This window comes from Stenotrophomonas sp. Iso1 (genome assembly GCF_027497995.1).
GTDB lineage: Bacteria > Pseudomonadota > Gammaproteobacteria > Xanthomonadales > Xanthomonadaceae > Stenotrophomonas.
On record NZ_JAODBT010000002.1, the window covers coordinates 767,313 to 793,140 of the forward strand.

Annotated in this window: 14 protein-coding genes; 6 read left to right on the forward strand and 8 right to left on the reverse strand. The window is 59.4% G+C overall.

From position 1 onward, the window contains the following. The first annotated feature begins 268 nt into the window (after positions 1-268). Positions 269-4,846 (forward strand): Ig-like domain-containing protein, encoded by a 4,578-nt coding sequence (locus PAN08_RS12325; protein WP_269791774.1) that lies wholly within the window; start codon positions 269-271, stop codon positions 4,844-4,846. 59 nt (positions 4,847-4,905) lie between these two features. Here PAN08_RS12325 and PAN08_RS12330 read toward each other — a convergent pair whose 3' ends face one another. Next, positions 4,906-5,109 (reverse strand): hypothetical protein, encoded by a 204-nt coding sequence (locus PAN08_RS12330; protein WP_269791775.1) that lies wholly within the window; start codon positions 5,107-5,109, stop codon positions 4,906-4,908. A gap of 146 nt (positions 5,110-5,255) precedes the next feature. Here PAN08_RS12330 and PAN08_RS12335 point away from each other — a divergent pair, with 146 nt between their 5' ends. The 5 genes from PAN08_RS12335 to PAN08_RS12355 all read left to right on the forward strand — a co-directional run bounded on the left by PAN08_RS12335 (position 5,256) and on the right by PAN08_RS12355 (position 17,429). Continuing rightward, positions 5,256-9,878 (forward strand): Ig-like domain-containing protein, encoded by a 4,623-nt coding sequence (locus tag PAN08_RS12335; RefSeq protein ID WP_269791776.1) that lies wholly within the window; start codon positions 5,256-5,258, stop codon positions 9,876-9,878. An 894-nt stretch (positions 9,879-10,772) separates the two neighbouring features. Beyond that, the gene (locus PAN08_RS12340; protein ID WP_269791777.1) at positions 10,773-11,720 is read left to right on the forward strand and encodes an OmpA family protein; all 948 of its coding nucleotides are present in this window, start codon (positions 10,773-10,775) and stop codon (positions 11,718-11,720) included. A 121-nt stretch (positions 11,721-11,841) separates the two neighbouring features. Further along, on the forward strand, positions 11,842-12,765 hold the full coding sequence (locus tag PAN08_RS12345) for an OmpA family protein (RefSeq protein WP_269791921.1): 924 nt from the start codon (positions 11,842-11,844) through the stop codon (positions 12,763-12,765). Between the two features lie 281 nt (positions 12,766-13,046). Next, positions 13,047-13,748 (forward strand): response regulator transcription factor, encoded by a 702-nt coding sequence (locus PAN08_RS12350; protein WP_269791778.1) that lies wholly within the window; start codon positions 13,047-13,049, stop codon positions 13,746-13,748. A 162-nt stretch (positions 13,749-13,910) separates the two neighbouring features. After that, positions 13,911-17,429, forward strand: a complete 3,519-nt coding sequence (locus tag PAN08_RS12355; RefSeq protein WP_269791779.1) for a transporter substrate-binding domain-containing protein — start codon at positions 13,911-13,913, stop codon at positions 17,427-17,429. A gap of 41 nt (positions 17,430-17,470) precedes the next feature. Here the strand turns inward: PAN08_RS12355 and PAN08_RS12360 are convergent, their stop codons facing one another. From PAN08_RS12360 to PAN08_RS12390, 7 genes are all read right to left on the reverse strand, one after another. Then, complete coding sequence (locus PAN08_RS12360; protein ID WP_269791780.1) at positions 17,471-18,526, reverse strand: chemotaxis response regulator protein-glutamate methylesterase; 1,056 nt, start codon at positions 18,524-18,526, stop codon at positions 17,471-17,473. Beyond that, positions 18,523-19,122 (reverse strand): chemoreceptor glutamine deamidase CheD, encoded by a 600-nt coding sequence (gene cheD / locus PAN08_RS12365; RefSeq protein ID WP_269791781.1) that lies wholly within the window; start codon positions 19,120-19,122, stop codon positions 18,523-18,525. Before cheD ends, PAN08_RS12360 begins: the two co-directional genes overlap by 4 nt. Further along, positions 19,119-19,964: a CheR family methyltransferase gene (locus PAN08_RS12370; protein WP_269791782.1), complete on the reverse strand. Its 846-nt coding sequence runs from the start codon at positions 19,962-19,964 to the stop codon at positions 19,119-19,121. The genes cheD and PAN08_RS12370 overlap by 4 nt, the downstream gene beginning before the upstream one ends. Positions 19,965-19,981: 17 nt before the next feature. Further along, a complete protein-coding gene (locus PAN08_RS12375) occupies positions 19,982-22,147 on the reverse strand; it encodes a methyl-accepting chemotaxis protein (protein ID WP_269791783.1) in 2,166 nt (721 codons plus the stop codon). A gap of 119 nt (positions 22,148-22,266) precedes the next feature. Continuing rightward, on the reverse strand, positions 22,267-24,654 hold the full coding sequence (locus PAN08_RS12380; protein ID WP_269791784.1) for a methyl-accepting chemotaxis protein: 2,388 nt from the start codon (positions 24,652-24,654) through the stop codon (positions 22,267-22,269). Between the two features lie 87 nt (positions 24,655-24,741). Further along, positions 24,742-25,047: a hypothetical protein gene (locus PAN08_RS12385; RefSeq protein WP_269791922.1), complete on the reverse strand. Its 306-nt coding sequence runs from the start codon at positions 25,045-25,047 to the stop codon at positions 24,742-24,744. Between the two features lie 199 nt (positions 25,048-25,246). Continuing rightward, a complete protein-coding gene (locus tag PAN08_RS12390; protein WP_269791785.1) occupies positions 25,247-25,741 on the reverse strand; it encodes a chemotaxis protein CheW in 495 nt (164 codons plus the stop codon). Positions 25,742-25,828 lie beyond the last annotated feature (87 nt).

The following is a 25,828-nucleotide window of genomic DNA, read 5'->3' on the forward strand; positions in this document are numbered from 1 at the left end:
GTTCATGCGCCCACTTCATGTTCCGTTTTGCCGAAGTTCTAATGCTGAATAATCGGTGATTCTCAGTCGGAAATTGCCGTCATTACATCTTTGGGATTTGTCTGAATGCCCGTCGACGGTGTTTGGGACGGCTCCTATGTACCGCCTGTTTTTCAATCGGGATACTCGCCCACGACGATGAGGTGGCTGTAGGCCTTGCCCCTCTGTGCCCAATGCGCCGGAAAAATGTTCCGGAGAAATTGCAACTGACCAGACGAGTATCCTAGAAATGACCGTAATATTGCCCGTAATCACCGGTAATTCCACTGCGACTATCGAAAGGCCGACTACCGGTAAGTTGTTTGGCGGCGCCACTGCCGCCATCAATTCCGTTCCCGCCATTGAGACAGTGCTGGACGACAAGGGCGCCAAACAGGGCGCCATCGAGAACGGCGGGCACACCGACGATAGCCGGCCGGAGATCACCGGTAAGGCGGCTGAAGGTGTTGTGGTGCATCTCTATGATGATTCGGAGCTGATAGGTCGCGTCACAGTCGGCGCCAGTGGTGAGTGGTCATTCATTCCGCGCCTGCCACTGGCGGATGGTCGGCATGAGATCTCCGTGATTTACGAATATCCAGACGGTGACGTCAGCGATGTTTCCGCGCCCTACGAGATCTTCGTGGACAAGGTGGCCCCGGACACGCCGATCATCCTGGGTATCGTGGATGACGAAGGTCGTCTCACCGGTGCAATTGCCAGTGAAGGTGTTACCGATGACAACCGGCCGACGGTTGACGGCACCACCGAAGCCAATGCGACGGTCATTGTCTATGACAAGGGCAAGGAGATTGGTCGTGCCCAAGCCGATGAAGCGGGCAAGTGGAGCTTCACTCCGGAGCCGCCATTGGCCGATGGCACGCACATTCTGGAATATGTGGCTGTGGATCAGGCCGGCAACCAGAGTGAGAAGTCTGGGTCGTTCGAATTCCTGGTGGACACGCGCCCGGAGCTGGTCAACATTCACGTTGCCGACGACGATGTCGGCAGCATCACCGGCACACTGGTGTCGGGTAGCTCGACCGATGATGAACTGCCGACGTTGCGTGGCACGGCGACTGCCGGTGGCGTCGTCAGCATCTACGAAGGTTCGGTGTTGCTGGGCCAGACGACGGCTGGCGTGGATGGCCGCTGGACGTTCACGCCCACAACCCCGTTGAGCGAAGGCCCGCATGCGCTGCAGGCCACGGTGACGTTGGTCGCCAAGGGGGAGAGTGAGCGGTCTCCGGACTTCAATCTGGTTATCGATTTGAGCGTGCCTGATGCACCCCACATCGTGGAAGTCATCGACAACGTGGGTAGCCAGCAGGGGCTGCTGACCAACGGTGCAGCTACTGACGACGACATGCCGCTTCTGGTCGGCAAGGCCGAGGCAGGTAGTACCGTGCACATCTACGACAACGGAAGTGTGCTGGGTAGTACGGTGGCAGATGCCAACGGAAACTGGAGCTATACGCCGCTCGCACCGCTGAGCGATGGTGAACATGCGTTCACTGCAGTGGCAGAGGACAAGGCGGGCAACGCCAGTGCGCCATCGAGTGTGTATGAGGTGGTGGTTGATACCACAGCACCGGGCAAGCCGATCATCGTGAGCGTTTACGACGATGCAGGGCTCACGACCGGAGAGATTGTTGACGGTGCGACAACCGATGATTCCAAGCCGACGATCAGTGGTACTGCAGAGCCCAACAGCACGGTTGTCATCAACGACAATGGTACGGAGATCGGCCGTGCGCTGGCGGATGGTGATGGTAAGTGGAGCTTCGAACCGAGCCAGCCGCTGGCTTGGGGCGGGCATGCACTAACAGCGGAGGCTATTGATGCGGTGGGTAACATCAGCGCACCTTCCGAGACGTTCAACCTCACACTGGAAAACAATGGTGATGACTATATCGATCTGAGCAAAGACGTGAGCCCGGTTAGCGTGACGTTCGTTGCTGATGTGTCCGGCAGCATGGCAGGCGAACGCATGGTGCAGCTGCGTGCCTCGTTGACTGCAATGGTCAATGAATATGCTGCACTGGGAAAGCCGGCGACGTTCAGTTTGATCACCTTTAATAGCGCTGCACGCAACGTGGGAACGTTTGACTTCAGCAGCACAGCAGATCCGGGCTACGCCAATCTGATCGTTGCCATCGCTGGTTTGGTGGAGACCGGTACGACCAACATGTCCGCTGGCATGGCCATGGCGATATCGCAGATCAAGGCGGAGTATGCAGCTGCGGGTCATGACCCATATGTTTCCAAGCAGGTGTACCTTCTGTCTGACGGCGCACCGGATGCAGTGCCAAACTTCAACACTTGGCACGCCGCTATGCAGGACCCCGATGGTAATCCAGCAACCAATAACCCGATCGAGGTAACCACCATCGGTTTGGGGGAGGGAGCTAGCTATGTGCACCTGGATAAGATCTCGAGCAGTGGTTCGTCTATTCATTCGCCCGTGCCGGAGGATCTGCATGGTGCACTGCTCCAGAACATGCTCGTTTCTTTGGCCGAAGGCAATCTGTTGGAAAACGACGTACAGATTGAAATGGACGGAGGCTCGAGGCTTAGCCAGATTGTGGTGGGCAACGAGGTCTTCAAGATCACGGCGATGAACCAGTTGGAGGTCAGTAATGCCAGCGGCAAGGCCACTGCGACTTACGACCCAGCCACCGGCTTGCTGACGTTGAAGACCGACGCTGGTGTCTTGGCTGTGTACATGAAGAGCTCTGCGGGCCATGACGCAGGTGACTACAGTTTCCGTGGTTACAACAACATGAAACTGCATCTGGAGGAAAGTGTCGACTACGTGTACGACTACACGGCAGTCAACAGCAAGGGCGAAACCCAAGTGTCCAGCCTGCACGTGCTTGGCAAAGTGCCGACAATCGGGCCGGATTCGGTCTCGGTTACCAGCATTGGCAAGGATGGCGGCGTGGCCGGCGACTACCTCACCGGTGATGCCGATGGCGGGCGCTTGGTCACCGGTACCCTCAAGGCCGATCTGGCCGACGGCTTGGCCCTGCAGGTGTCCATGGACGGTGGCGTCACCTGGCACAGCGTAACGCTGGTGGGCAGGCAGTGGGCCTTCGTGGACATGCAGGCACATCAGAGTGATTGGACCATACAAACTCGCGTTGCAGATACCAGTGGCAACAACAGTGGCGCGCACATCGCCCAGAATGTGACGTTGGAAACGGCATATGGCGCACCGACCATCTTGCGCATTCCGGAAGCCGAAGGCATCTACACCGCCGCATTGGCGGCAGGTGGTTCGCAGGTGATCCTGTCACTGTCGGATACCGGTGCCAAGGCCGGCGATATCGTGCATATGCAGTGGGGCAGCACCACCTATGATCAGGTGCTGACACAACTGGATATCAACACCGGTCTTGCCACCATCAACGTGCCTGCTACAGCAACCGTTACGGCCCAGGGGACCACCAAGGACTTCGCTGTGACCGCGCAGATCCATGGCCAGGGTGGTGGTGCAGTTGGCGTCTTGTCGAAGCCGTACCAAGTGGTGGGTGTGCCGGTTAAGGCCAACGTTGCCGATACCCTGCAGAAAGTGCCAGTGGACGATGAGTATGCGGGCACAGGCTTCAAGGTAACGACCACCGGCAGCCTGACTAAGACGGCGTTGACCCCAGCCGCACTGTCCGGCCTGACCCTGGGAGGTACTACGCAGGTAGACGCGACCTTTACGTTGGACAAGCCAGCGAGTTATTTCACGCTGCGCCTGACTGGCATTGACAACAGCATGGGTGCGCAGATTCAGGTGTTCGATATGAAGGGCAACCTGATGTACACGGAAAATTTCGTTGGCGGCACCGATGCGCGTCATACCAAGACATTCACCTATACAGCGCCAGAACTGACCGACATTGGCTCGTTCAAGGTTGTTACGGCGGGCGCCGGTATTACGCTGGATGCGTTCAGCCAAACGACGGTTACGCATACAACGGAAACCCGCGATCCGAATCTGATCAACTATTTATCTGATAGCTTCCTTGGCACGGCGGGCAACGATTTTGTGACGCTGAGGGATAGTTCGGCAAGCTACTTCGGTCGGGCCTCTACAGGTATCCATGGTGGCGCCGGCATCGACACGCTCAAGCTGGATGGGACCGCCCATGATCTGAACCTGGCTACCATTGGCAACAAGCTCAGCTCGATTGAGATCCTCGATCTCGTTAGCTACAACACACTGACGCTAGGGCTGTCGAATGTACTGGATAACGGTGCTGTCAACGCCTTCTACATCGGTGACAAAGACCGCGTGCAGATGATGGTCAAGGGCAACGGAAGCTCCAAGATGAACCTGAGCGACTTGCTAGCCAACGGCAATGACTTTGGCGATTGGGTTAAGACGGCCGCTGTGACCGTTGATGGCGTGACATATGACTCGTACCAGCATTCGTCGCTGGGTGCAGAGCTGCTGGTTCAAGTCGGTGTGACGGTCACTGTCACCAACTCCACCTTGGTTGGTGTGGACAGCGCCTTCGGCGCGGAGCAGGTCGAGAGCGCCGCGCTGCCGGTTGATAGCGCAATGTTGACGCTGAACTTGTCGCAGGTACTGAACGATGGCGGTATGAATCTGTTCTATGACGGTGACCAGAGCCGCGCGCAGATGATGGTAAAGGGCAATGCCGGCGACAGCATCAATCTGGATGATTTGCTGGATGATGGTTTGACAGACCTAGGCGACTGGGCGGTCGCTGGCAGCCATGCCATCGATGGCGTTGCGTACACCGTGTATCAGCATTCGGGAGCCAATGTTGAGCTGCTGGTGCAGGAGCAGGTGACAGTCAATCTCATCTAACGCGTAGAGGCGGTGGCTGGCTGGGGTTCCAGCCAGCCGGCCCTATCGTGCTCGGCTCATCAATGTTCAGCGTCACGTTTTGCGTTGCGCATGAACTGGATGATCTCTGGTCGGCGACGATGCTGCAGATCAATAGTGCATTTTCTGCGATACATCGACTTGAATGCATCTGTGGCCAGGGAACTTCCAGGACTATCGGCTTGGAGCTGTGCTCGCTCAAGCCGGTCTTGGACATCAATCGTGAGGCGCATCACCAGCGTCATTCCCTTGCATACACGTCATGCGCACAATCGCCTCAGTGTCGCGATCATGAAGGGAAACGTCATTGGTCAACGACAAGGTAATAGTTTTCTAAGCTGAGAATGTTTGGGCCATTTCTCATATACGCATTGCCCGCTGCTCGGGATACTTGCTGCGATGTTCCTGTATTCAATGTTCCGGAGATAAATTCCGGATAGTCGCAGTAGATCAGCATGGGTTCTCTAAAATGACTTCAATCATGGAAGGCAATGCCTCGCGTGGCAGCTTCGCAGTGGCTGCCAATAATTACACCCCGGCCATTGAGGCTGTGTTGGACGACCAGGGAGCCAAGCAGGGCGTCATCGAGAACGGTGGATATACCGACGATGGCCGGCCAGAGATCACTGGCAAGGCAGCTGCAGGCGTTGTGGTACACATCTACAACAATTCGGAGCTGATGGGCCGCGTGACGGCGGATGCGAATGGAGAATGGTCATTCATTCCACGTTTGCCGCTGGTGGATGGCGAGCACGTTATCTCCATTATTCATGAGTACGCTGACGGCGGGGTTAGTGATGTTTCCGCGCCCTATGTGATTCTCGTGGACAAGGTGTCCCCGGACACGCCGATCATCCTGGGCATGGTGGACGATGAAGGTCGCATTACGGGTGCGATTTCCCACGGGAGCATCACCGACGACAACCAACCAACGATTGATGGCACTGCCGAAGCAAACGCGACGGTTATTGTTTACGACAAGGGCTATGAGATTGGCCGTGCGCAGGCCGATGCCACAGGCAAGTGGAGCTTCACGCCGGAGCCGCCGCTGGCGGATGGCACGCATATTCTGGAATACATGGCGGTCGACCAAGCCGGTAATCAGAGTGAAAAATCCGGGTCGGTTGAAATCTTCGTGGATACGCGCCCGGAATTGGTCAATATTCATGTTGCTGAGGACGACGTCGGCAGCATCACCGGCATTCTGTTGTCGGGCAGTTCCACCGACGATGAACTGCCAACGTTGCATGGTGCCGCGACCGCCGGCGGTATCGTTAAAATCTACGAAGGTTCGTTGCTGCTAGGTCAAACCACGGCAGGTGTGGATGGCCGCTGGTCGTTCACGCCCACAACCGCGTTGAGCGAAGGTCCGCATGCGCTGCAGGCCACGGTGACGCTGGTTGCAAAGGGTGAGAGCGAACGCTCTCCGAGTTTCAATCTGGTTGTTGATTTGAGCGCGCCTGATGCACCTGTCATCGTGGAGATCATCGACAACGAGGGTAGCCAACAGGGTGTGCTGGCCAACGGTGCCGCTACCGACGACGGCACTCCGCTTCTGGTCGGTAAGGCCGAGGCCGGTAGTATTGTGCGCATTTACGACAATGGAATTCTGCTAGGTAGCGCGGTAGCGGACGCTGATGGTAAATGGAGCCACACGCCACTCACACCATTGATTGATGGCGAACATGCGTTCACCGCAGTGGCAGAAGACCCAGCGGGTAATGCCAGTGCGCCATCGAATGTGTATGAGGTGGTGGTTGACACCACGCCGCCTGGGAAGCCGATCATCGTTAGCGTTTACGACGATGCAGGCCGGACCACCGGCGAAATTGTAGATGGCGCGACAACCGACGATACCAAGCCGACGATCAGTGGTACCGCGGAGGCCGGGAGCGTCGTTGTCATCATGGACAACGGTACGGAGATCGGCCGCGCACCGGTGGATACCGATGGCAAGTGGAGTTTCGAGCCGAGCCAGCCGTTGAATTGGGGCGGGCACGCATTGACGGTGGAAGCTATTGATGCGGTGGGGAACATCAGCGTGCCGTCTGAGGCGTTCAACTTAACACTTGAAACCAGCGGTGATGATTACGTTGATCTTGCCGGCAGCAATAATCCCATCAGCGTGACGTTCGTCGCCGACGTTTCTGGCAGCATGGCAGGGGTCGGAATCACACAGCTGAAAGCGTCGCTGATAGCGCTGGTAGATGCGTATGCCGCGCTGGGCGCACCAACAACCTTCAACCTCATCGCGTTCGCCAGCGCCGCATCCAACAAGGGAACGTTCACTTTCAACAGTGCGAGCGATACCTCATACCTGCAGCTGATCAGCGCCATCAATCAGCTTACGGCGAGCGGTGGAACGAATATCGGAACTGGCCTGGTCATGGCCACCAACCTGATCAAGCAGGAATACATCGCTGCGGGTGCCGATCCGTACATGTCCAAGCAGGTGTTCCTGCTGTCCGATGGAAACACGACAGCGCCCGACATCGCGACATGGAAAGCCGCCATGAACGACCCGGACGGCAATCCGGCGACCAATAATCCGGTCGAAGTCACAAGCATTGGGCTTGGCAGTCACGTGAATTACGTGCATCTGGACGGAGCTTCCAGCAGTGGTACCTCGATCAGGACGCCCAATCCGGAAGACTTGAAGGATGTGGTGCTCCAGAACATGTTCGTGACGTTTGCGGAAGGCAACCTTCTTGAGAACGACGTACAGGTGGAAATGGATTCCGGTGCCGGGTTGAGCCAGATTGTCTTGGGTAATGAAGTATTCAAGATCAATGGCCTGAACCAGTTGGAAGTGAGTAACGTCAGCGGCAAAGTGGTGGCCTCCTATGACGCAGCAACCGGCTTGCTGGCTTTGAAGACGGATGTCGGCTTGCTGGGCGTGTACATGAAGAGCTCGGCAGGGCACGCAGCGGGCGATTACAGCTTCCGTGGCTACGAGAACACGAAGATTCACCTGGATGACAGCGTCGACTATGTCTACGACTACACCGCCGTCAATAGCAAAGGTGAGAGCCAGGTTTCCAGCCTGCACATTCTGGGCAAGGTTCAGACGATTGGAGCGGATTCGCTCACGATCACCAGCATGGGCAAGGATACGGGCGCGAGTGCCACCAGCGATTTCATTACCGCTGATGGAAGTGCGGGGAGACTGATCACGGGCACTGTCAATGGCGTCCTCGCCCATGGCTTGATTGTCCAGGTATCCACGGACGGTGGTACCACTTGGCATGATGTCAAACTGGTGGGTAAGCAATGGGGCTTTGTCGACCTGGACACGCATCAAGGTGACTGGGCAATCCAGACGCGTATCGCCGATGCCGGTGGCAAGAACAGTGGTGTGTTGACCAGTCAGGCGGTGACGTTGGTCGAGGCAGGTGGTGCTCCGAGCATCGTCCGTGTCCCGGACGCTGAAGGCTTGTACACGGCAGCAAAGGCGCAGGATGGTTCGCAGATATTGCTGTCGCTGACCGGTACGGGCGCCGAGGCGGGCGATACCGTGCACATACAGTGGGGCAGCACTACCTACGACCAGACGCTGACGCAGTTGGATATCAACTCCGGGCTTGCCACTATCGATGTGCCCAAGGCAGCCACTTATACGATTCAGGGCGCGACCAAGGACTTCTCGGTAACCGCACAGATCATCAGCACGAGTGGTGCTATCGGCCCGTTGTCCAGTCCCTATGAAGTCGTTGGCACACCCACCAAGGCGAATGTGGCCGATACGCTGCAGTTGAACCCAGTGAACAATGAGTATGCCGGTGCAGGGTTCAAAGTCACGACCACGGCTAGCCTCACCAAAACCGCGCTCACCACAGCCTCACTGGCTGGCCTGACGTTGAGCGGGGGCTACCAGCCCGAGGCCACCTTTACGATGGACAAGCCGGCGAGTTACTTCACGCTGCGCCTAACGGGTACTGACAACGCGCTTGGCGCGCGGATCCAGGTATTCGATGTGAAGGGTAATCTGATCCATTCGGAGTTCTTCGTTGGTGGCACGGATGCAAGGCATACCAAGGTGTTCTCCTTTACATCGGCGGATGCGGTCGACATCGGTTCGTTCAAGGTCGTGACGTTGGGTTCCAGCGTCACCTTGGATGCCTTTCGCCAGACCGTGGTTACCCACACGGCGGAAACCCGCGATCCGAACCTGATCGACTATGCGACGGAAAGCTTCATGGGAAGCGCTGGTAATGATGTGGTATCGCTGGCTATCACTTCGGCAACCTATTTCAACCAGCTATCAGCGGGTATTCACGGTGGTGCGGGTGTCGATACGCTCAAGCTGATCGGGGCCAACCATCAGCTCAATCTGGCTACAGCGGGAAACAAGGTCAGTTCGATGGAAATCATCGACATCACCGGCACCGGCAACAACACACTGACACTTGGATTGTCGCAGGTGCTGGAAAACGGCAGTGTCGACGCATTCTATAGCGGCGACAAAAGTCGGGTGCAGATGTTGGTCACCGGCAATGCGGGTGACAAGGTGAACCTCAGTGACCTGCTGGCCAACGGCAACGACTTTGGGGATTGGGTGAAGGCATCGGCTGTGATCGTCAACGGTCTGGCATATGACTCTTATCAGCATTCGTCGCTAGGTGCAGAGCTACTGGTTCAGCTCGGTGTGACGGTGACTGTCACAAATTCTGCAGTCGTTGGCGTAGGCAGTAGTTACGGTACCGACGGGGCCGCCAGCGCCGCACAACCTGTCGACGGTGCAATGCTGACACTGAATCTGTCGCAGGTAATGAAGGACGGTGGTGTGGATCTATTCCACGAAGACGGTCAGAGCCGCATCCAGATGATGGTCAACGGGAAGGCTGGCGACAGTATCAACCTGGACGACTTGCTCGCGGATGGCGTGACCGACCTGGGCGACTGGGCGGTGCATGGAAGCCATGCCGTCGATGGTATTGCGTACGCCGTGTATCAGCACTCGGGAGCCAATGCTGAGTTGCTGGTGCAGGAACCGGTGACAGTCAATCTGATCTAACCCAGGGAAGTGCGTGAGGTGGCAGTCGTGTCGATGGCGACTGCCACCTGGCTGGACTGAGTATCAAGATGGTCTCGTGCCCTGAGCAACCGCTTCTTTCTGGAACCCCAAAGGTCTGTGAACTTTGGGCGGGGTATGCGCGTATGTGTACCGGCGGGCGCATCTATGGCCTGAAAACCTCCTTCGCTGCCGTGTCCATCGGCGACTCAGGGGTGCGCGGAAGACTCGCTCAATCGGAGGGTGGCCGGTGGGATGCATGCAATTGCATGTGCCTCGCTGTCGTTCTGTTTCGCCTGTAGCGCAGCCGCTTCGGCTCACCTGCGCCAGACACGTGAAGTGCGTGCTGGGAATGTCGGTGAATGTCACTCAGCCATATCCGCTGCCTCGGGCCGCAACTTTGAGACTTTCCCTATGTACTGCGGAGCCGGCTGTCGGAATACTCGCCGCAACGATAGACCGACCGCGCGCAGTTCGATTTCCGTCTTCACATTTCAGGAGATATTCCCGGAAAGGTTGACTCAACCAAGCTGGCGTTTCCGACAATGAATGCACTATTTCCACGTTGCCAATGCCGCATTTTTTGGACGTCACTGGGCAAGAGATCGCTGCGTGGCAAGCCACGACACGCGGATGCAGTTGGCAGTGATGCGTCGCGTCGCCGTATTGGCAAGTTTGCAATCACTTTCGGGGAAAACGACGGCAGAGCATGCCGCTCTTTGTTGACGCGATGGAGCACGCAGCGTCTTCAACGAAATCCCCCGGAGCCTGCTTTGGAAGGTAGTGCTGATGCTGTGTTGACGGTTCCGCTGGAAATGCCTATCTGACGCGAAACATGTGACGACTGGGTGGGACGCCGGTCGTCACGCATTGTTGTGCCCACTTCAACTCGTACCCGTGATCAGGGTGCTTTGTCACCCCGAGAGAGACTTATCAATGTTCTTGAAAATCAACGTTTCGAAGCTGACATCCGTATTCCTTGCCACCCTCATGCTGTCGCTAATTGCTGTGAGCGCGCATGCGGCCGTGTTGCAGTCGGCATTCGGTGATGACTACCAGGCAGTTCCGGCGGTGGGAGTGACACAAAGCCAGGTTGTGTATTACCGCCTGGGTACACCTGGACAGAAGGCGGAGCCTTCATTTGTCTACATCGACAAGGAATTCCACACAGGTCTGTTGCCGGGCGGATACACCGTGTTCTGTCTCGCGCCGGGGCGTCACGGCTTGAGTGCAGTAGTGGACGATGCTCCGCGTTATGGCGGCAAACGCGTGCAACCAGGCGTGCGATTGGTGCCGGGAAAAACCCAGTTCATTCGCGTGAACGAGGCTGGGAGTCTGGAGCCTCAGCTTGTGGCCCGCGAGACGGCCGAACAGGAGTTGGCGGGTGCTCGCCGACAGGTGCACGTGCTGTCACGGGCCGCAGTGCAGTCGTGTGAGTACGTGGCGCAGCCGGAAGTGCAGAGCTACACGCTTTCCGGCGACGTGCTCTTCGGATTTGGCAAGTCGGCTTATGGCGATATTCGAGAAGAAGGCCGCAAGGCGTTCTCCGAGTTGCTGCACAAGTTGGGCAACGACAATCTGCAAGTGAACCAGATTGAAGTTGTGGGCCATACCGATCCGATTGGCAGCATTCCCTACAACGATGCGCTGGGGCTGCGACGTGCACAGACAGTACGTCAGCTTCTGATCGATAGCGGCGTCACGCCGCAGCACATCAACGCCCGTTCCGAAGGCAGTCGCCAGCTGGTGACCCATGGTTGTTCCGGTGATCGTGCCGCGCAGATTGCCTGCCATGCACCTGACCGGCGCGTGGTGGTGGAAGTCACCGCGAGCGGCGAGAAGTAACTGTCTGACATACGTAGCGATGCCTCAGGTATCGCCAAACTGCCCGCCTGCGTGAAGCAGGTGGGCGCAGGCAATTTAATGAAATGCAAGCAGGTGATTCATGTTCCGGAGTAGCAGATTGATGCGTTCTGCAGTGATGGCATGGGGGCGTTGCCTCTCAGTTTTGCCGGTGTTCCTGTTGGCGGGAATCCCCGCATCCGGTGCCGCCCTGGCCGTGGCAGATGGAGCATTCGGTGGACATTTCACCGAAAGCGCCCGGGTTGGTGAAGACCAAGCGCAGGTCATTTACTACCGCGCTGCCGATGCGTTGGCAGCAGGTGCTGCTAACGTCTATCTCGATCAAGAGCTGGTGACGGCATTGAAGCCAGGCGGCTACACCGTATTCTGCCTGACCCCGGGAAGGCACACGCTGGGAGCCTACCTGGACGACGCGCCCGACTACTCCGGCAAGACGCGCGAGCTGTATGCAGCGGCATTCAAGGCAGGGGCTACTTACTACCTCAAAGTTCGCGAAGAGGGGTTGAATCAACCCATGCCGGTCAACAAGACCACCGCAGAGGCGGAGCTTGGAGATACCCGCGAACAGATCCACCTGTTGTCGCGTGCATCGCGTGCCGAACCTTGCCGGTACTACGACTTTCTCGACGACCCGACTTTCTCGGTCCGCGATTTCACTGTGCTGGCAGATACCGCCTTCAATGCCCGTGGTGGCATGACTAACGACGGCAGCCGCGCAGTGGCTGCGATCCTGGCCGGATTGGAACAAGTCAACGCGCAGATCATCCGCGTGGAAGTGGAAGGCCATACCGACCCGATGGGCGCCGGCGCCAATAACCAAGCACAGGCGCAGCGATGGGCCGATGGTGTTCGTCGTGCGCTGATCGAGCGAGGTGTGCCGCAATCGGTGGTGGTAGCGACCAGCGCAGGTAGCCGGAATCTGGTGCAGCACAGCTGCTACGGAAGCCACGTCGAGCAGCAGGTATGTTATGCGCCGAATCGACGGGTCATGGTTCGCGTTCAGGTACGCACGGTGAAGGCGCGCTGATCAAGTACTCCCATTACCGTCTGAGCACTATCAAATCAGCTTGCAGGATGCACTGGGTGCGGGGCGCAAGCTGATGCGTTGCCGCACCCGTTGCACGATTCGAATGCGCTGGCAGGACCTGATGCAACGATGCCGTAAAGCAGTCCTGTGTCAGTGCCGCCAATGGTCACAAGAGGTTGCTCCAAAGCGCTCCGATACACGATTGCGCTGCAGAAGTTTGTAGTTCCGTTGTCTGCTGTTCGCAAGGTACGCGCATAGCGAAGTTTCAGGATGTCTACGATATGCGTGTGAAATGGTCCGTCGTGAAGCCGCTGCGAATTTCAGTGCTGGATGATCATTCGTTGATTCAGTTGGCAATGAAGACGCGGCTTTCGCGTGAAGCGGATTTTGCAGTTGTCGGAATCTATGCCAACAGCAGAGACATGTTCGCGCTGATGCCAGCGGTGGCGCCAGATCTATTGATCATGGACTACGTCCTTGCGGATACGGAGATGGACGGTCTGCATCTTCTGGGTCTGATCAGGCGGCGCTTTCCCGGACTTTGCATCCTGGTGTCGTCTTCGACGGAGAAGCCGTCGCTTGTGAACCTGATGCTGAACGGCGGAGCCAATGGTTTCTTCGGGAAATCCGAGGACGCGGAACTGTTGATCGATGCAGTACGCAATGTTGCCGCTGGCGAGACCTACGTCTCGCCGGCCTTGCAGCACGCATTGGGGCGATCACCGGGCCTGTACATCCCGCAGGACGGTGAACGCATCGAGGATGGGCAGCAGCTGTTGGACCATGCGGCGCTGTCCCCAAGAGAGCGTGAGGTGCTGCGCTGCTGCCTGGACGGGATGTCTGTTTCGCAGATAGCGCGGAAGTTTCAGCGAAGCACGAAGACCATCAGCGGGCAGAAGCAGTCCGCATATCGAAAGCTGGGTATTTGCACCGACGCCGAACTGTTCAAGCTGCAGAGCAGCCTCGTCGTCAATACGCCGTAAAGATGAGGTAGTGCCAAGATGTTTCCGTCGATTCGATCCGTCGGCATGCTGTGTACAGCTCTGATACTTCTGGTAGCGGTTGCGTGGCAGAGCGCTTCCCACGCGGCAGCTTCCCAGCCGCTATCCGAACTGCGGCTGCTTAGCCGATCCAGTAGCGGTGGAATGCAGCCGATCCTATCGGCTGACGAGTGGCACTGGGTCCGTGGCAAGCGGGCGCTGGTTATTGGTACGTCGTCGCCCAGCTTCGCGCCGATGGAGATGATCAATGCGGATACCTACTACGAAGGTGTGACCGCCGATGTGCTGGGGGCGATCGGCAGCATGTTGAGCCTGGATGTGCGAGTGGTGCAGTTCCCTAGCCGCAAGGCCGCGCTAGAGGCTTTGGAGGATGGGCGTGTTGATGTTGTGGGGAGCGCAAATAACTATGAGCTCTCTCTTCACACGATCGAGCTGACACAGAGCTATGTGCGCGATGAGCCTGTGTTGTACGTGCGAAAGGGCGAAGCACGGCCGCTCCCGCCGCGATTGAATGGCATGCGTCTGGCGATGGCCAAGGACTACCTGCCGCTGGAGCCGCTCAAAACGATGTTCCCGGGTGCGACCTTTGATACCTATGAATCGCGTGAAGCGGCATTGTCTGCTCTGGCTTTCAGCAAAGCAGATATGTATCTGGGCGATGCTGTCTCCAGCAACTACCTGATCAATCTGAGCTACTTCAATTATGTGAAGATCCACCAGGTTCTAGACCTCCCCACGGGTGGCTTTGCTTTCGCCGTGCGGCGCGATTCGGGTCAGCTGAGAACAGTGCTGGATGCAGCATTGACCGCTGCTCGCGGAGGCCATTCCAATGAAATTCTCAAGCGCTGGTCTGGCGGCGGCGCGATTGCCTCCTCCGAGCGGGTTGAACTCAATGCTGCCGAGCAGCGCTGGCTAGCACGCAACCCGTCGGTTCGCTTCGCGGTGAGCAATGACACCGCACCGCTGTCTTACTTCGACTCGGATGGGCGCTTCAGCGGCATCAGTGCCGACCTGCTCAAAGCGATTTCCGCGCGTACCGGTCTGGAATTCAAGCAGGTCAGGGAGCCGCATATCGGCGAGCAGATAGGAGCGCTGGAGCGCGGTTCCGCTGATGTGACGATACTGATGCCAACGCATGCGCGCGAGGAGGCGTTCCGCTTCTCCCGGCCTTTCGTGCAGACCGCGTTTGCGATCATTACCCGTGACACGCCTGGGGAGCCGGACGGAGTGATCGCGCTGCGTGGCAAACGCATCGCGCTTCCGGTAGGGCACGTCCTGCGTGAACTGTTGCAACCGGCGTGGGCCTATCGCTTTATTGAATCGGAGAGCGTGACGGAATCCTTGCAGATGGTGGCCGACGGCGAAGCGGATGCCACGATGGCCCTGCTGCCGATCGCGCAGTACTACACCGCCGCACAGCACCAGGGCGTGTTGAAGGTGTCGGGTGTGGTCGAGGACATGCCGACCGGGCTGTCCTTTGCAACGCGCAAGGGCGATGCCGAGCTGGGTTCCATCCTGGAGAAGGCACTGCTGCAGATTCCGCCGGACGAAGTGGATATCTTCCAGAACCGGTGGCGGCCGAAATCCGATGTGTCGAAGACCGCCTGGTTCGACTATCGCAACCTGATCTACAAGGTTGGCGGCCTGGCGTTTCTGCTGATTCTGGTGTCGCTGCTATGGAATCTTAAGATCCGCTCACAGTACAAGCGCCGGCAGCAGGCCGCCGATGCGCGAAGTGAACAATTGAATTTCATGGAGTCGCTGATCAACGGAACGCCGCACCCCATTTACGTACGGGATTGCGAAGGGCGGCTGGTGACCTGCAACAGCAATTACCTGGAAGTCTTCAGTGCCACTCGAGGAGCTGTAGTCGGGAAGAATGCGCTGGAAGGTGTGAAGCTTGATCGTGAGGAGGCACAGCAGTTCCATGAGGACTACCTGTGGGTGATCGAGAATGGCAAGCCATTGGAGAAGGACCGCACCTTGCATCTGCCGGGCCGAATTCTGAGCGTCTATCACTGGATTCACCCGTACTTTGACAAGCGGGGAAAGCTGGAGGGCGTGATCTGTGGCTGGATCGACGTCAGCGACCGGCGCGAACTCATGGAAGACCTGCGCACTGCGTTGGATGCCGCAGACCAATCCAGTCGTGCGAAAACAACTTTTCTGGCGACGATGAGCCACGAAATTCGAACGCCCATGAGTGCGGTCATCGGTATGTTGGAGCTGGCGATGTTGCATGCCGAACAGGGCAGGTTCGACAAGCAGGCCATCGAGGTCGCCCATGATTCCGCGCGCGGACTGTTGGAGCTGATTGGTGACATTCTGGACGTGGTACGTATTGAATCCGGCCATGCCAGCCTCAGTCCGCGCCGGGCAAACCTGCGCGAAGTAGTCGAGTCGGTGGTGCGCGTGTTCGATGGGCTGGCGCGACAGAAAGCGCTCACGCTCAGTTTGCAGATGGACGCCGCCGTCAACTGCGACGTGCTGGTCGATCCACTGCGCTTCAAGCAGGTGCTTTCGAACCTGGTGGGCAATGCCATCAAGTTCACCGACAGTGGCGAGGTGAAGATCATCATCGGCGGCAAACCACTGGCCAATGAGCGCCTGCTGGTGGTTCTGAGCGTAGAGGACAGCGGCATCGGCATTGCCGAGGATGAGCTGGAAGGGTTGTTTGAGCCGTTTGCACAGGCCAATCACGGGCGTATGTCACGCGGCGGCACTGGCCTGGGCCTGCCAATCTGCAAGTCCTTGTGCGAGCTGATGGGCGGGCATATCTCCGTTGGCAGCGTGCGTGGCGTGGGCACGCGGGTGACGTTGGAGATTCCGTTCAACCGGTTGTCAGAAGTCCAGGATGTGCCACATGTGCAGGAGGAGGCGTTGGGCACGGGGCACCCGACCATGCGGATCCTGGTGATTGATGACCAACAGGCCAATCGGGTGTTGTTGACTCAGCAGTTGGGCTTGTTCGGGCAGGTGGTGTTCAGCGCAGAGAATGGCGAGCAGGGCCTGCAGCTGTGGCGAGACCAGCCAGTGGACGTCATCATCACCGACTGCAACATGCCGGTAATGAACGGCTATGAGATGGCACGTGCCATTCGCCAGGAAGAAGAACGGGACGGTTTGGCACCTTGCGCGATCATTGGTTTCACCGCTAACGCGCAACCTGACGAGAAGGCCAAATGCCTGCAGGCAGGAATGGACGATTGCCTGTTCAAGCCGGTCAACCTGAAGGAGCTGTCGCGGTTGCTGATGTCCCTCGGTGGGATGCCGCAGGTGGTGCGTGCGGTGCCGCTGGAAGCGGCGGAAAGCACGATAGTGAGGATCCTGCGTGAGCTCACCGGTGGCGATGCGGCGATGGGCAGGATGCTGCTGGATGAAGCGCATCAGGACTACATTGATGACTTGGCCGCATTGGGCATACAGCGACAGCGGCTCGATGCCCGGGCGCTGTCGCGGTTGGCACATCGCATCAAGGGTGGGGCCCGCATTCTGCAGGCTCAGAGCATTGTTGATGCCTGCTCGCAGCTGGAGCGCCTATGCGACGCATCGGTCCTGGACAGGGTGGCGATCACCGCTGCGGTGATGCTGGCCGAACGTGAATTGGAATTGCTGATCGGCGAGGTGGCGGCATTTCGCGAGTCAAGCAGCGCGCCGGCCTGACCGGCGTGGGTGCCGCGCTGGCAAGTAGCCAGCGGCGGCAATCAGGCACGTGCCAGGGACAGGAGACGTTCGGCAATGCGTTCCAGCGGCAGGACTTCGTCGACGGCTCCCAGCCTTACCGCGCTGCCCGGCATTCCCCAAACCACGCTGGTGGCTTCGTCCTGCGCCAGCGTGGGCGCACCGGCCTGCTTCAGCGCCATCAAGCCCCGCGCGCCGTCCTCGCCCATGCCTGTGAGAATGGCGCCGATCGCATTGGCGCCAGCACTCTGTGCGACCGAACGGAACAGGACATCTACTGCGGGTTTGTGCAGGTTGACTGGCGCGGTGTCGTCCAAACGGCAACGCCAGCGCGCTCCGTCGCGGATGATGCGCAGGTGCCGGCCACCGGCTGGCAGGTAGGCATGACCAGGCAGGATGGCTTCGCCGTCGGTGGCCTCGCGCACTGACATGGCGGAATGCTTGTCCAGCCGCTCTGCAAATGCCGTGCTGAAGCTGGCAGGCAGATGCTGGGTCAGCACCACGGCCGGCGCGTCGGCCGGCATGGATTCCAACACGACTCGGATGGCTTCAGTGCCACCGGCCGACGCGCCGATGGCAATCAGGCGGTCGGTGGTGCGGAAGCCGATGTTGGGTGGCGTGCTGGGCGCTATGGCCGGGCGGCGCAGCAGCGAAGCGGAGGCGCGTACGCGCGAGCGTGCGGCCATCTTGACCTTGCTGCAGATTTCCTCGGCGTAAGCGCCTAGGCCGCGTGCGATATCGATCTTTGGCTTTGCAACGAAATCCACCGCACCCAGCGCCAAGGCCTGCAGCGTGGTGTCGGCACCGCGTTCGGTCAGTGAGGACACCATCACCACCGGCAAAGGATGCAGGCGCATCAGGTTTTCAAGGAACGCCAAGCCGTCCATGCGCGGCATTTCCACGTCCAGCGTGAGGACGTCCGGGTTGAGTCGCTTGATCTTTTCACGTGCCAGCAGCGGGTCGGCCGCAGTGCCGACGACTTCGATGCCAGGGTCGGCAGCCAGCAGCTCGCTCAAGACTTGGCGCACCAGCGCCGAATCGTCGATTACCAGCACCCGGCAGGGCGGTTGCAACATCATTCAAACAACTCCACGCCGCCACTGACCGGTGTGCGCGACAGTTTGGCGCGGACCGCCGATTCAGCCGCCACCACCTCGGCGTCATGTGCATGCGGCAGGCGCTGCACCACCACGCGCCCAGTGATCGGGAAGAACCAGACCTTGCGGGGATGGATGCCGCACAGATCTTCGGCCACGACGGGAATGTGCTCGGCATGCAGGTAATGCCGAACGAACTCGGCATTGCGTGTGCCCACCGGATTGCTGGTAAAGCCCTTGAGTACGTTGGCGCCGCCAAACACCTTGGCTTCCAGTCGCTTGCGATTGGCGCCGCGCTTGAGCAGGTCGTTGATCAGCAGCTCCATGGCATAGCTGCCATAGCGTGCGGGCGCGCCATCGCCGATGTTGCCTTCCGGCAGAAGAAAGTGATTCATGCCGCCGATGCCGAGAATGGGGTCGCGGATGCACGCGGCGACGCAGGAACCCAGTGTGGTGGTCAGCGCGGTGTCGTCGTCTACCACCAGATACTGCGTGGGTAGCAGCTTGGCGGCAATCGTCTGGAAACGACTGTCGTGATAACGCATCACGTCATCGGGATATTTGTGCGTGGGTTTCATGCGCCGCTCCGGCGGGTACGGCGGTACAGGGTGCGGCCGCAGGGTTGGATCAGATCAGCGGCGTGCAGGTAATTTTCAGAGTGCCCGGTGTAAAGCAAGCCGTCATCGCCCATGTGCTCGACCAGGCGCGACAGGATGCCGCGCTGGGTGGGCTTGTCGAAATAGATCATCACATTGCGGCAGAACAGTGCGTCGAACGGACCGCTGACTTCGTAGCGGTTCGCCAACAGGTTTAGCGGGCGGAACTCGATGAGTGACCGCAGTGCCGGCACCACGCGACATTTGCCTTCATTGGGCCCGGTGCCGCGCTGGAAGTAGCGGCGTTTCAGTTCGTTGTCCAGCCCATTGATGCGATCCATGGAATAGACGCCCTGACTGGCCGTGGCCAGGACCTGCGTATCGACATCGGTGGCGAGGATACGCACCGGAGGCGTCATCGTGCCGAAGGTCTCACAGGCGGTGATCGCCAGGGAGTAGGGCTCCTCGCCCGTGGACGCTGCGCAGGACCATAGTTTCAGGGGCGCCTTGTGCGCGCGCAGCAGCAGTTCTTCGTGCAGCTTGTCGAAGTGGTGTGGCTCGCGGAAGAAAGAGGTGAGGTTGGTGGTGAGGGCGTTGGTGAACGCCTGCCATTCCTCACCGCCGTGTTTCTCCAGTTGATCGAGGTAATCCTTGAAGCTGCGCAGGCCGAGCGTGCGCAGGCGCCGTGACAGCCGCCCATACACCATGTCGCGCTTGGCGGGCACCAGTGCAATGCCGGCGCGTGCATGGATGAGCTCGCAGACGCGCTTGAAGTCGCGGTCATTGAACTCGAAGTCACGCTCGCCGTGGCCGATGCTCGACATGATGGTCTGTGCTCCTTTCAGCTGGCCAGTGCGAAATTGGCGTGCGTAGCGGTGGTGACCGCCGCATGACCCTGCTCAAGACGGAACACGGCCACTGCCTGGTCAAGCTGGTTGGCCTGTTCTTCCAGTGAGCGTGCTGCAGCGGTGGCTTCTTCCACCAACGCAGCGTTCTGCTGCGTGGTTTCGTCCATCTGCATGACGGTCTGGTTGACCTGCTCAATGCCCGCGCTTTGTTCCTGCGATGCGGCGGAAATCTCGGCCATGATGTCGGTGACGCGTTGCACGGAGGCTACGATTTCGCCCATGGTGGTACCAGCCTGCTGCACCAGCTGCGAGCCTTCGGCGACTTTGCCGACCGAGTCCTCGATCAGGCCTTTGATCTCTTTTGCGGCACCGGCCGAACGCTGCGCCAGCGAGCGGACCTCCGAAGCAACTACCGCAAAGCCACGGCCTTGTTCCCCCGCGCGCGCAGCTTCGACGGCAGCATTCAGGGCCAGAATGTTGGTTTGGAAGGCGATACCGTCGATCACCGAAATGATGTCGGCGATGCGGCGGGAGGAATGCTCGATCTGGCTCATGGTGGTAACCACCTCATCCACCACGGTACCGCCGCGCGACGCCACGCTAGCTGCACCGATGGCGAGCTGGTTTGCCTGGCGCGCGGAGTCGGCGTTCTGGCGTACGGTGGACGTCAACTCTTCCATTGACGCGGCGGTTTCTTCCAGATTGGCAGCCTGCATTTCAGTGCGGCGGGACAGATCGCTGTTGCCGGTTGCTATCTCGCCAGCCGCAAGGTTGATGCTGTCGGCCGATTGCTGGATACGCGAGACGATGCTCGCCAGCTGCGCGATGGTGCTGTTGGCATCATCGCGCATGCGCGCGAACACGCCCTGGAAATCCCCACGCATGGTCACGGTAAGGTCGCCGTCGGCCAATGCGCGCAACAGGCCTGAGATCTGACCAAGGTTGTCGTCACTGGTGCGCATCATCGTGTTCAGCGCACGCACCATTTCCAGAAAATCATGCTCAAAGCGGCTTTCATCGCCGCGCTGGGTGAAGTCGCCGGCGGCCGCTGCCGTGCCCAGGTGCTTGATCTCGGCATTGATGGCAGCCAGGTTCTGCTTGATGGTGGCCATGGTGTCGGTGATGACGCGTTTCTCGCCGGGTAGCGACGGCATGTCCTGGCTCAAGTCACCCACCGCATAGCGCTGCGCGATCTCGATGACCTGGTTGTTCATCTGGATGTGGCTAGCCACCAGCGTGTTGGTTTCAGAAACCATCACGCCGTAGTCGCCCGGGAATGCGTTTGAGTCAATGTGATAGCTGATGATGCCGGCATCGTGCTGGCGGGCCATTTCGTTCTGTGCGCTGATCACTGCGCGCAGCTGCTCCTGCATGCGTTGCATGCTGGTCAACAGCTGGCCGGTTTCATCGCGGCTGGGCGTCTCGATGGTGTTGTTCATGCGGCCCTGAGCAATGGCATTTGCCACGGCGGTGGCATTGCGCAGCGGCAGCACGATGCGGTTGCCGATGATCCAGCTAAGGCCAAGTACCAGCAGCACCAGGACGCCGCCGGCAGCGGCCATGGTGAATGTGAACTTCAATGCCTGTGCCTGCACGTCATCCATGTAAACGCCGCTGGAGACCACCCAGTTCCACGGTGCGTACAAGCCTGCATACGCCAGCTTGGCGACCGGCGCATCGTGGCCGGGCTTGGCCCAGGTGTAGGCCAGATAGCCACCGCCCGCACGGGCGAGCTGCACCTGGTCGTAGTACACGCGTATACCGTCGCCGCCACGGAAGTCCTTCATGTCCTTGCCGACCTTGTCTGCAAGGAACGGGTGCATCAGCAGCACATAGCTGGTGTCGTAGATGTTGAAGTAGTTGACGTCACCATCTGACCGCATGGCCTGCACGGCGGCGAGCGCCTGCTTCTGCGCATCTTCCTTCGTCAGTTCGCCGGCTTCCACGCGTTTGGCGTAATGGTCGAGCACGCCGTAGCTGAGCTCTACCTGGGTACGCAGCGCGTCCTTGCGGGTTTCGTACAGATCCACGTACTGCATGCGTGCCGCAATGACGGCCAGCAGGATCACGCCAATGGCGATCAGGATCGTCAGCAAGTTGAGCTTGCGGCGAACGGAGATGTTGGTGATGTAGTTCGACCAGAGGCGGTAGATGTTCATGGGAGCTGCGCTGCCGAGGCGCTGGACGGGGGAAGGTACCGCCTGTATCGGCCGCATTGGCGCCAAGTTGAGTGTCCCTATAAAGCACAACCCCGGCCGAAGCCGGGGTTGTGGGTGAGTCAGAACTCCTGCCAATCCGCGTCGGGCAGCTCGGCTACTGCAACCCTGCCAGGGTTGCGTCGGCGAGCTGCCGGTGCTGAAGCGGTGGGTTCCAATGCCTTGTACGGCGCGGGCGTGCGCATTGTCGATACGGGTGAAGCTGCCGGTGCAGCCTCGAAAGCCGCATCTTCGAGCTGGAACACCGACACTGCATGCGCCAGTTGTCCGGCCTGTTCTTCCATGGCACGGGCCGCTGCAGTGGCTTCTTCCACCAGCGCGGCGTTCTGCTGGGTGGTTTCATCCATCTGCACGACGGTCTGGTTGACCTGCTCGATGCCGGCCGACTGTTCCTGCGAGGCGGCTGAAATCTCCGCCATGATGTCGGTGACGCGCTGCACGGAGGCCACGATCTCGCCCATGGTGCTGCCTGCTTTCTTCACCAGTGCGGAACCGTCAGCGACCTTGCTGACTGAATCGTCGATCAGGCCCTTGATCTCCTTGGCAGCTCCGGCCGAGCGTTGCGCCAGCGTGCGGACCTCGGAAGCAACCACTGCAAAGCCGCGACCCTGCTCACCTGCACGGGCGGCTTCAACCGCTGCGTTCAGCGCCAGGATATTGGTCTGGAATGCGATGCCGTCGATCACCGAAATGATCTCGGCAATCTTCTTGGACGACTGCTCGATGCCGGTCATGGTGGACACGACCTGCTGCACCACATCGCCACCCTGCGAAGCCACCGAGGCTGCGCCGATGGCGAGCTGGTTGGCCTGACGTGCAGATTCTGCGTTCTGGCGCACGGTGGAGGTGAGTTCCTCCATCGAGGCGGCGGTTTCTTCCAGATTGGCGGCCTGCTGCTCGGTACGGCGCGACAGGTCGTTGTTGCCGCTGGCGATCTCGGTGGCAGCGGAGTTGATCGCTGTCGAAGAGTGCTTGATGCGGCCAACGATATCGGTCAGCTGATCCGCTGTGGCATTGGCGTCGTCACGCATGGTGGCGAACACACCTTGGTACTCGCCATGCATGCGCACGGTGAGGTCGCCGCGGGACAGTGCAGACAGCAGGGCCGAAATCTGTTCCAGGCTGCTGGCGTTGGCATCGAGCAGGGTGTTGAGCTGCGCAGCCAGTTGCAGGAAGAAGCCATCCTTGTCGTCGGTGCCGATACGGCCGCTCAGATCGCCGGCGGCAGCAGCTTCGATGACCTGCGCCACTTCCTTCTCCACCAGTGCTTCGGTGGTGCGGTCACGCCACTCCACCACATGGCCCACGCCCACACCGTTGTCGTCGCGGATGACCGAGATGGTCTGAGCGAACTCGGCATTGCCATAGCGTATTTCGCGCTTGGCGACGCCAGCCTTATGAAGTACGTCGAGAACCTTGTTATCCATTTCGCCACCATGTTCCAGCGCGGTGACGTGCTGGCCGATCAGCGGCTTGCTGGCATCGTAAGGCGTGCGCTCGGTTGCGATGTCTTCGTGATAGTTGGTGAGCGTGTCGAGCAAGGCGCGGTTGGCGTAGACGATCTCCAGCTGCGAGTTGGTCAGGTACACGCCGGTCGATGAGTAATCCAGGGCGGTGCGAATGCGCAGGTTTTCGTTGGCGACGATCTGCTCGGTTTCGATACGCTCGCGCAGGTCGCGCTGCATGCGCTGCATGGCACGCAGCAGGTCGCCTACTTCGTCGGCACGGGTGACATCAATCTGGCCATCCAGCTTGCCGCTGGCAACCTCGTTGGCCACGTTCACAGCGCCACGCATGGAGTTGACCAGGGAGCGGGCAAACAGCCACACCAGCAGCAGTCCGGCGCTAACGCCGACCAGCACGGCAATGATCGTCAGTACCGCCGACGCCGAATACGTATCGGCGGCCTGCTTGGCTGACGCCTGGGCACGGGCATTGTCATTGGCCGCCAAAGCCTGCAGTGCGTCGTAAGCCTTGCGATGCAGGTTGCGGGTTTCGCCGACGAAAGTATCGATGGCGTCGTCCGGCAGATCCAGCTCCAGCATCTCGGTGACCGCATCGTAGGAGGCCAGGGTTGTTTCCCAGTCACGCACAAATGCCTCGAACAGCTTCTTCTGCTCGGGGTTGTCGATCAACTTGGGATAGCTGGCAATGGTCTCGGCGATGTGCTGACGCAGTTCGGCTGAGCGTGTTTTGGCGTCGGCTTTTACGTCATCACTGGCGCGTACCAAGCTCTGATACGACGTATTGCGGTACTCACTGACCATGCCGCTGAGCTCGCCTGTGGCACGCAGGCTGGGCAAGCGGTTGCTGGCGAGGTCGGTGGTGACATCGTTGAGAGAGTACAGGCCGCGATAGGCGACGACGCCCTGCAACAGCATCACAAACAGTACGACGCCGAAGGTAAGCATCAGCTTCGGCTTCAGTTTGAGCGAATTGATCCACTGCATCTTGCTAGATCTCCGATGGCGGCTACCCGGTTGGCGGGTGCGGCGCAGCGCATGGCGCCGGCGGAGCCGGCGCAACGGCGGGCTGGATTACTTGATGTTTGCCAGCTTCAGGCCGGCCGGCGAGCTGACTTCAATCTCGGCGCGGGAGGAATCGCGCTGGATCCTGCCGATGACGCAGACAGTCTTGCCTTCCAGCGATTCCAGCGGGAAGGCGAACTTGCTGCGGTTGGCGCCAGAGATGCGGGCCGAGAAGGTGTGACGCGGGAACATGCCGCCCATATGCAGGAAGGTCGGCTGGCCTTCGGAGCCTTCTGCATAGCGCGCTTTTTCGACCTTGCCGCAAACCATGCCGTCTTTGCCGGCAAAGCGAGCTGCGTTTTCCGGCGGGATCATTTCCGCCGTATCGGCGCCAGCGTTGAAAGCTGCGGTAGCCAGGACGGCAGCCGAGAACAGCGGAAGCAGGTGCTTGTACATCTGAAATCTCCGAGAGGGCATATGTGGCCCGCAGGGAGGCGGGCATACATTGGCTATCGGCAGTCCTTGCCAGTGATTTAAGCCACAACTACGAAAACGTGATTGATGTCACTTTATTTCAGGCGGCGACTTCCTCGATGGCGGCGGATTGCCCGAGATCTGCGATGTCGAGCAAGGTTTCGATATCCAGCAGGATCAACATGCGGTCGTCCTGGGTGCCGATGCCCGAGATGAAGCGGGTATCCACGGCGGCGCCGAATTCGGGTGTCGGGCGGATCTGGTCGGCGTTGAGCGGGATCACGTCCGAGACGCTGTCCACGACGATGCCGACGACGCGGTCTTCGACGTTGAGCACGATCATCACGGTGAAAGCGTCATAGCGGGCTTCGTCCAGGCGCAGCTTCAGGCGCAGATCGATCACCGGCACGATGGTGCCGCGCAGGTTGATCACGCCCTTGATGTAGTCCGGGGCGTCAGGGACGCGGGTAACGGCGTCGTAGCCGCGGATCTCCTGCACTTTGAGGATATCCACGCCGTAGTGCTCGTTGCCGAGCGTAAAGCTGAGGTACTCGCCGCCTGTGCCTTCGGCGGAAGTGATGCGCGTGTCGTTCATGGCGGTTCCTGATCCTGGCGTGGGCCGGTGGCTGATGCACCGGTATCGGCGGCAGGGGCAGGGACTTTAGCGGCGGGGTGAGGGAGG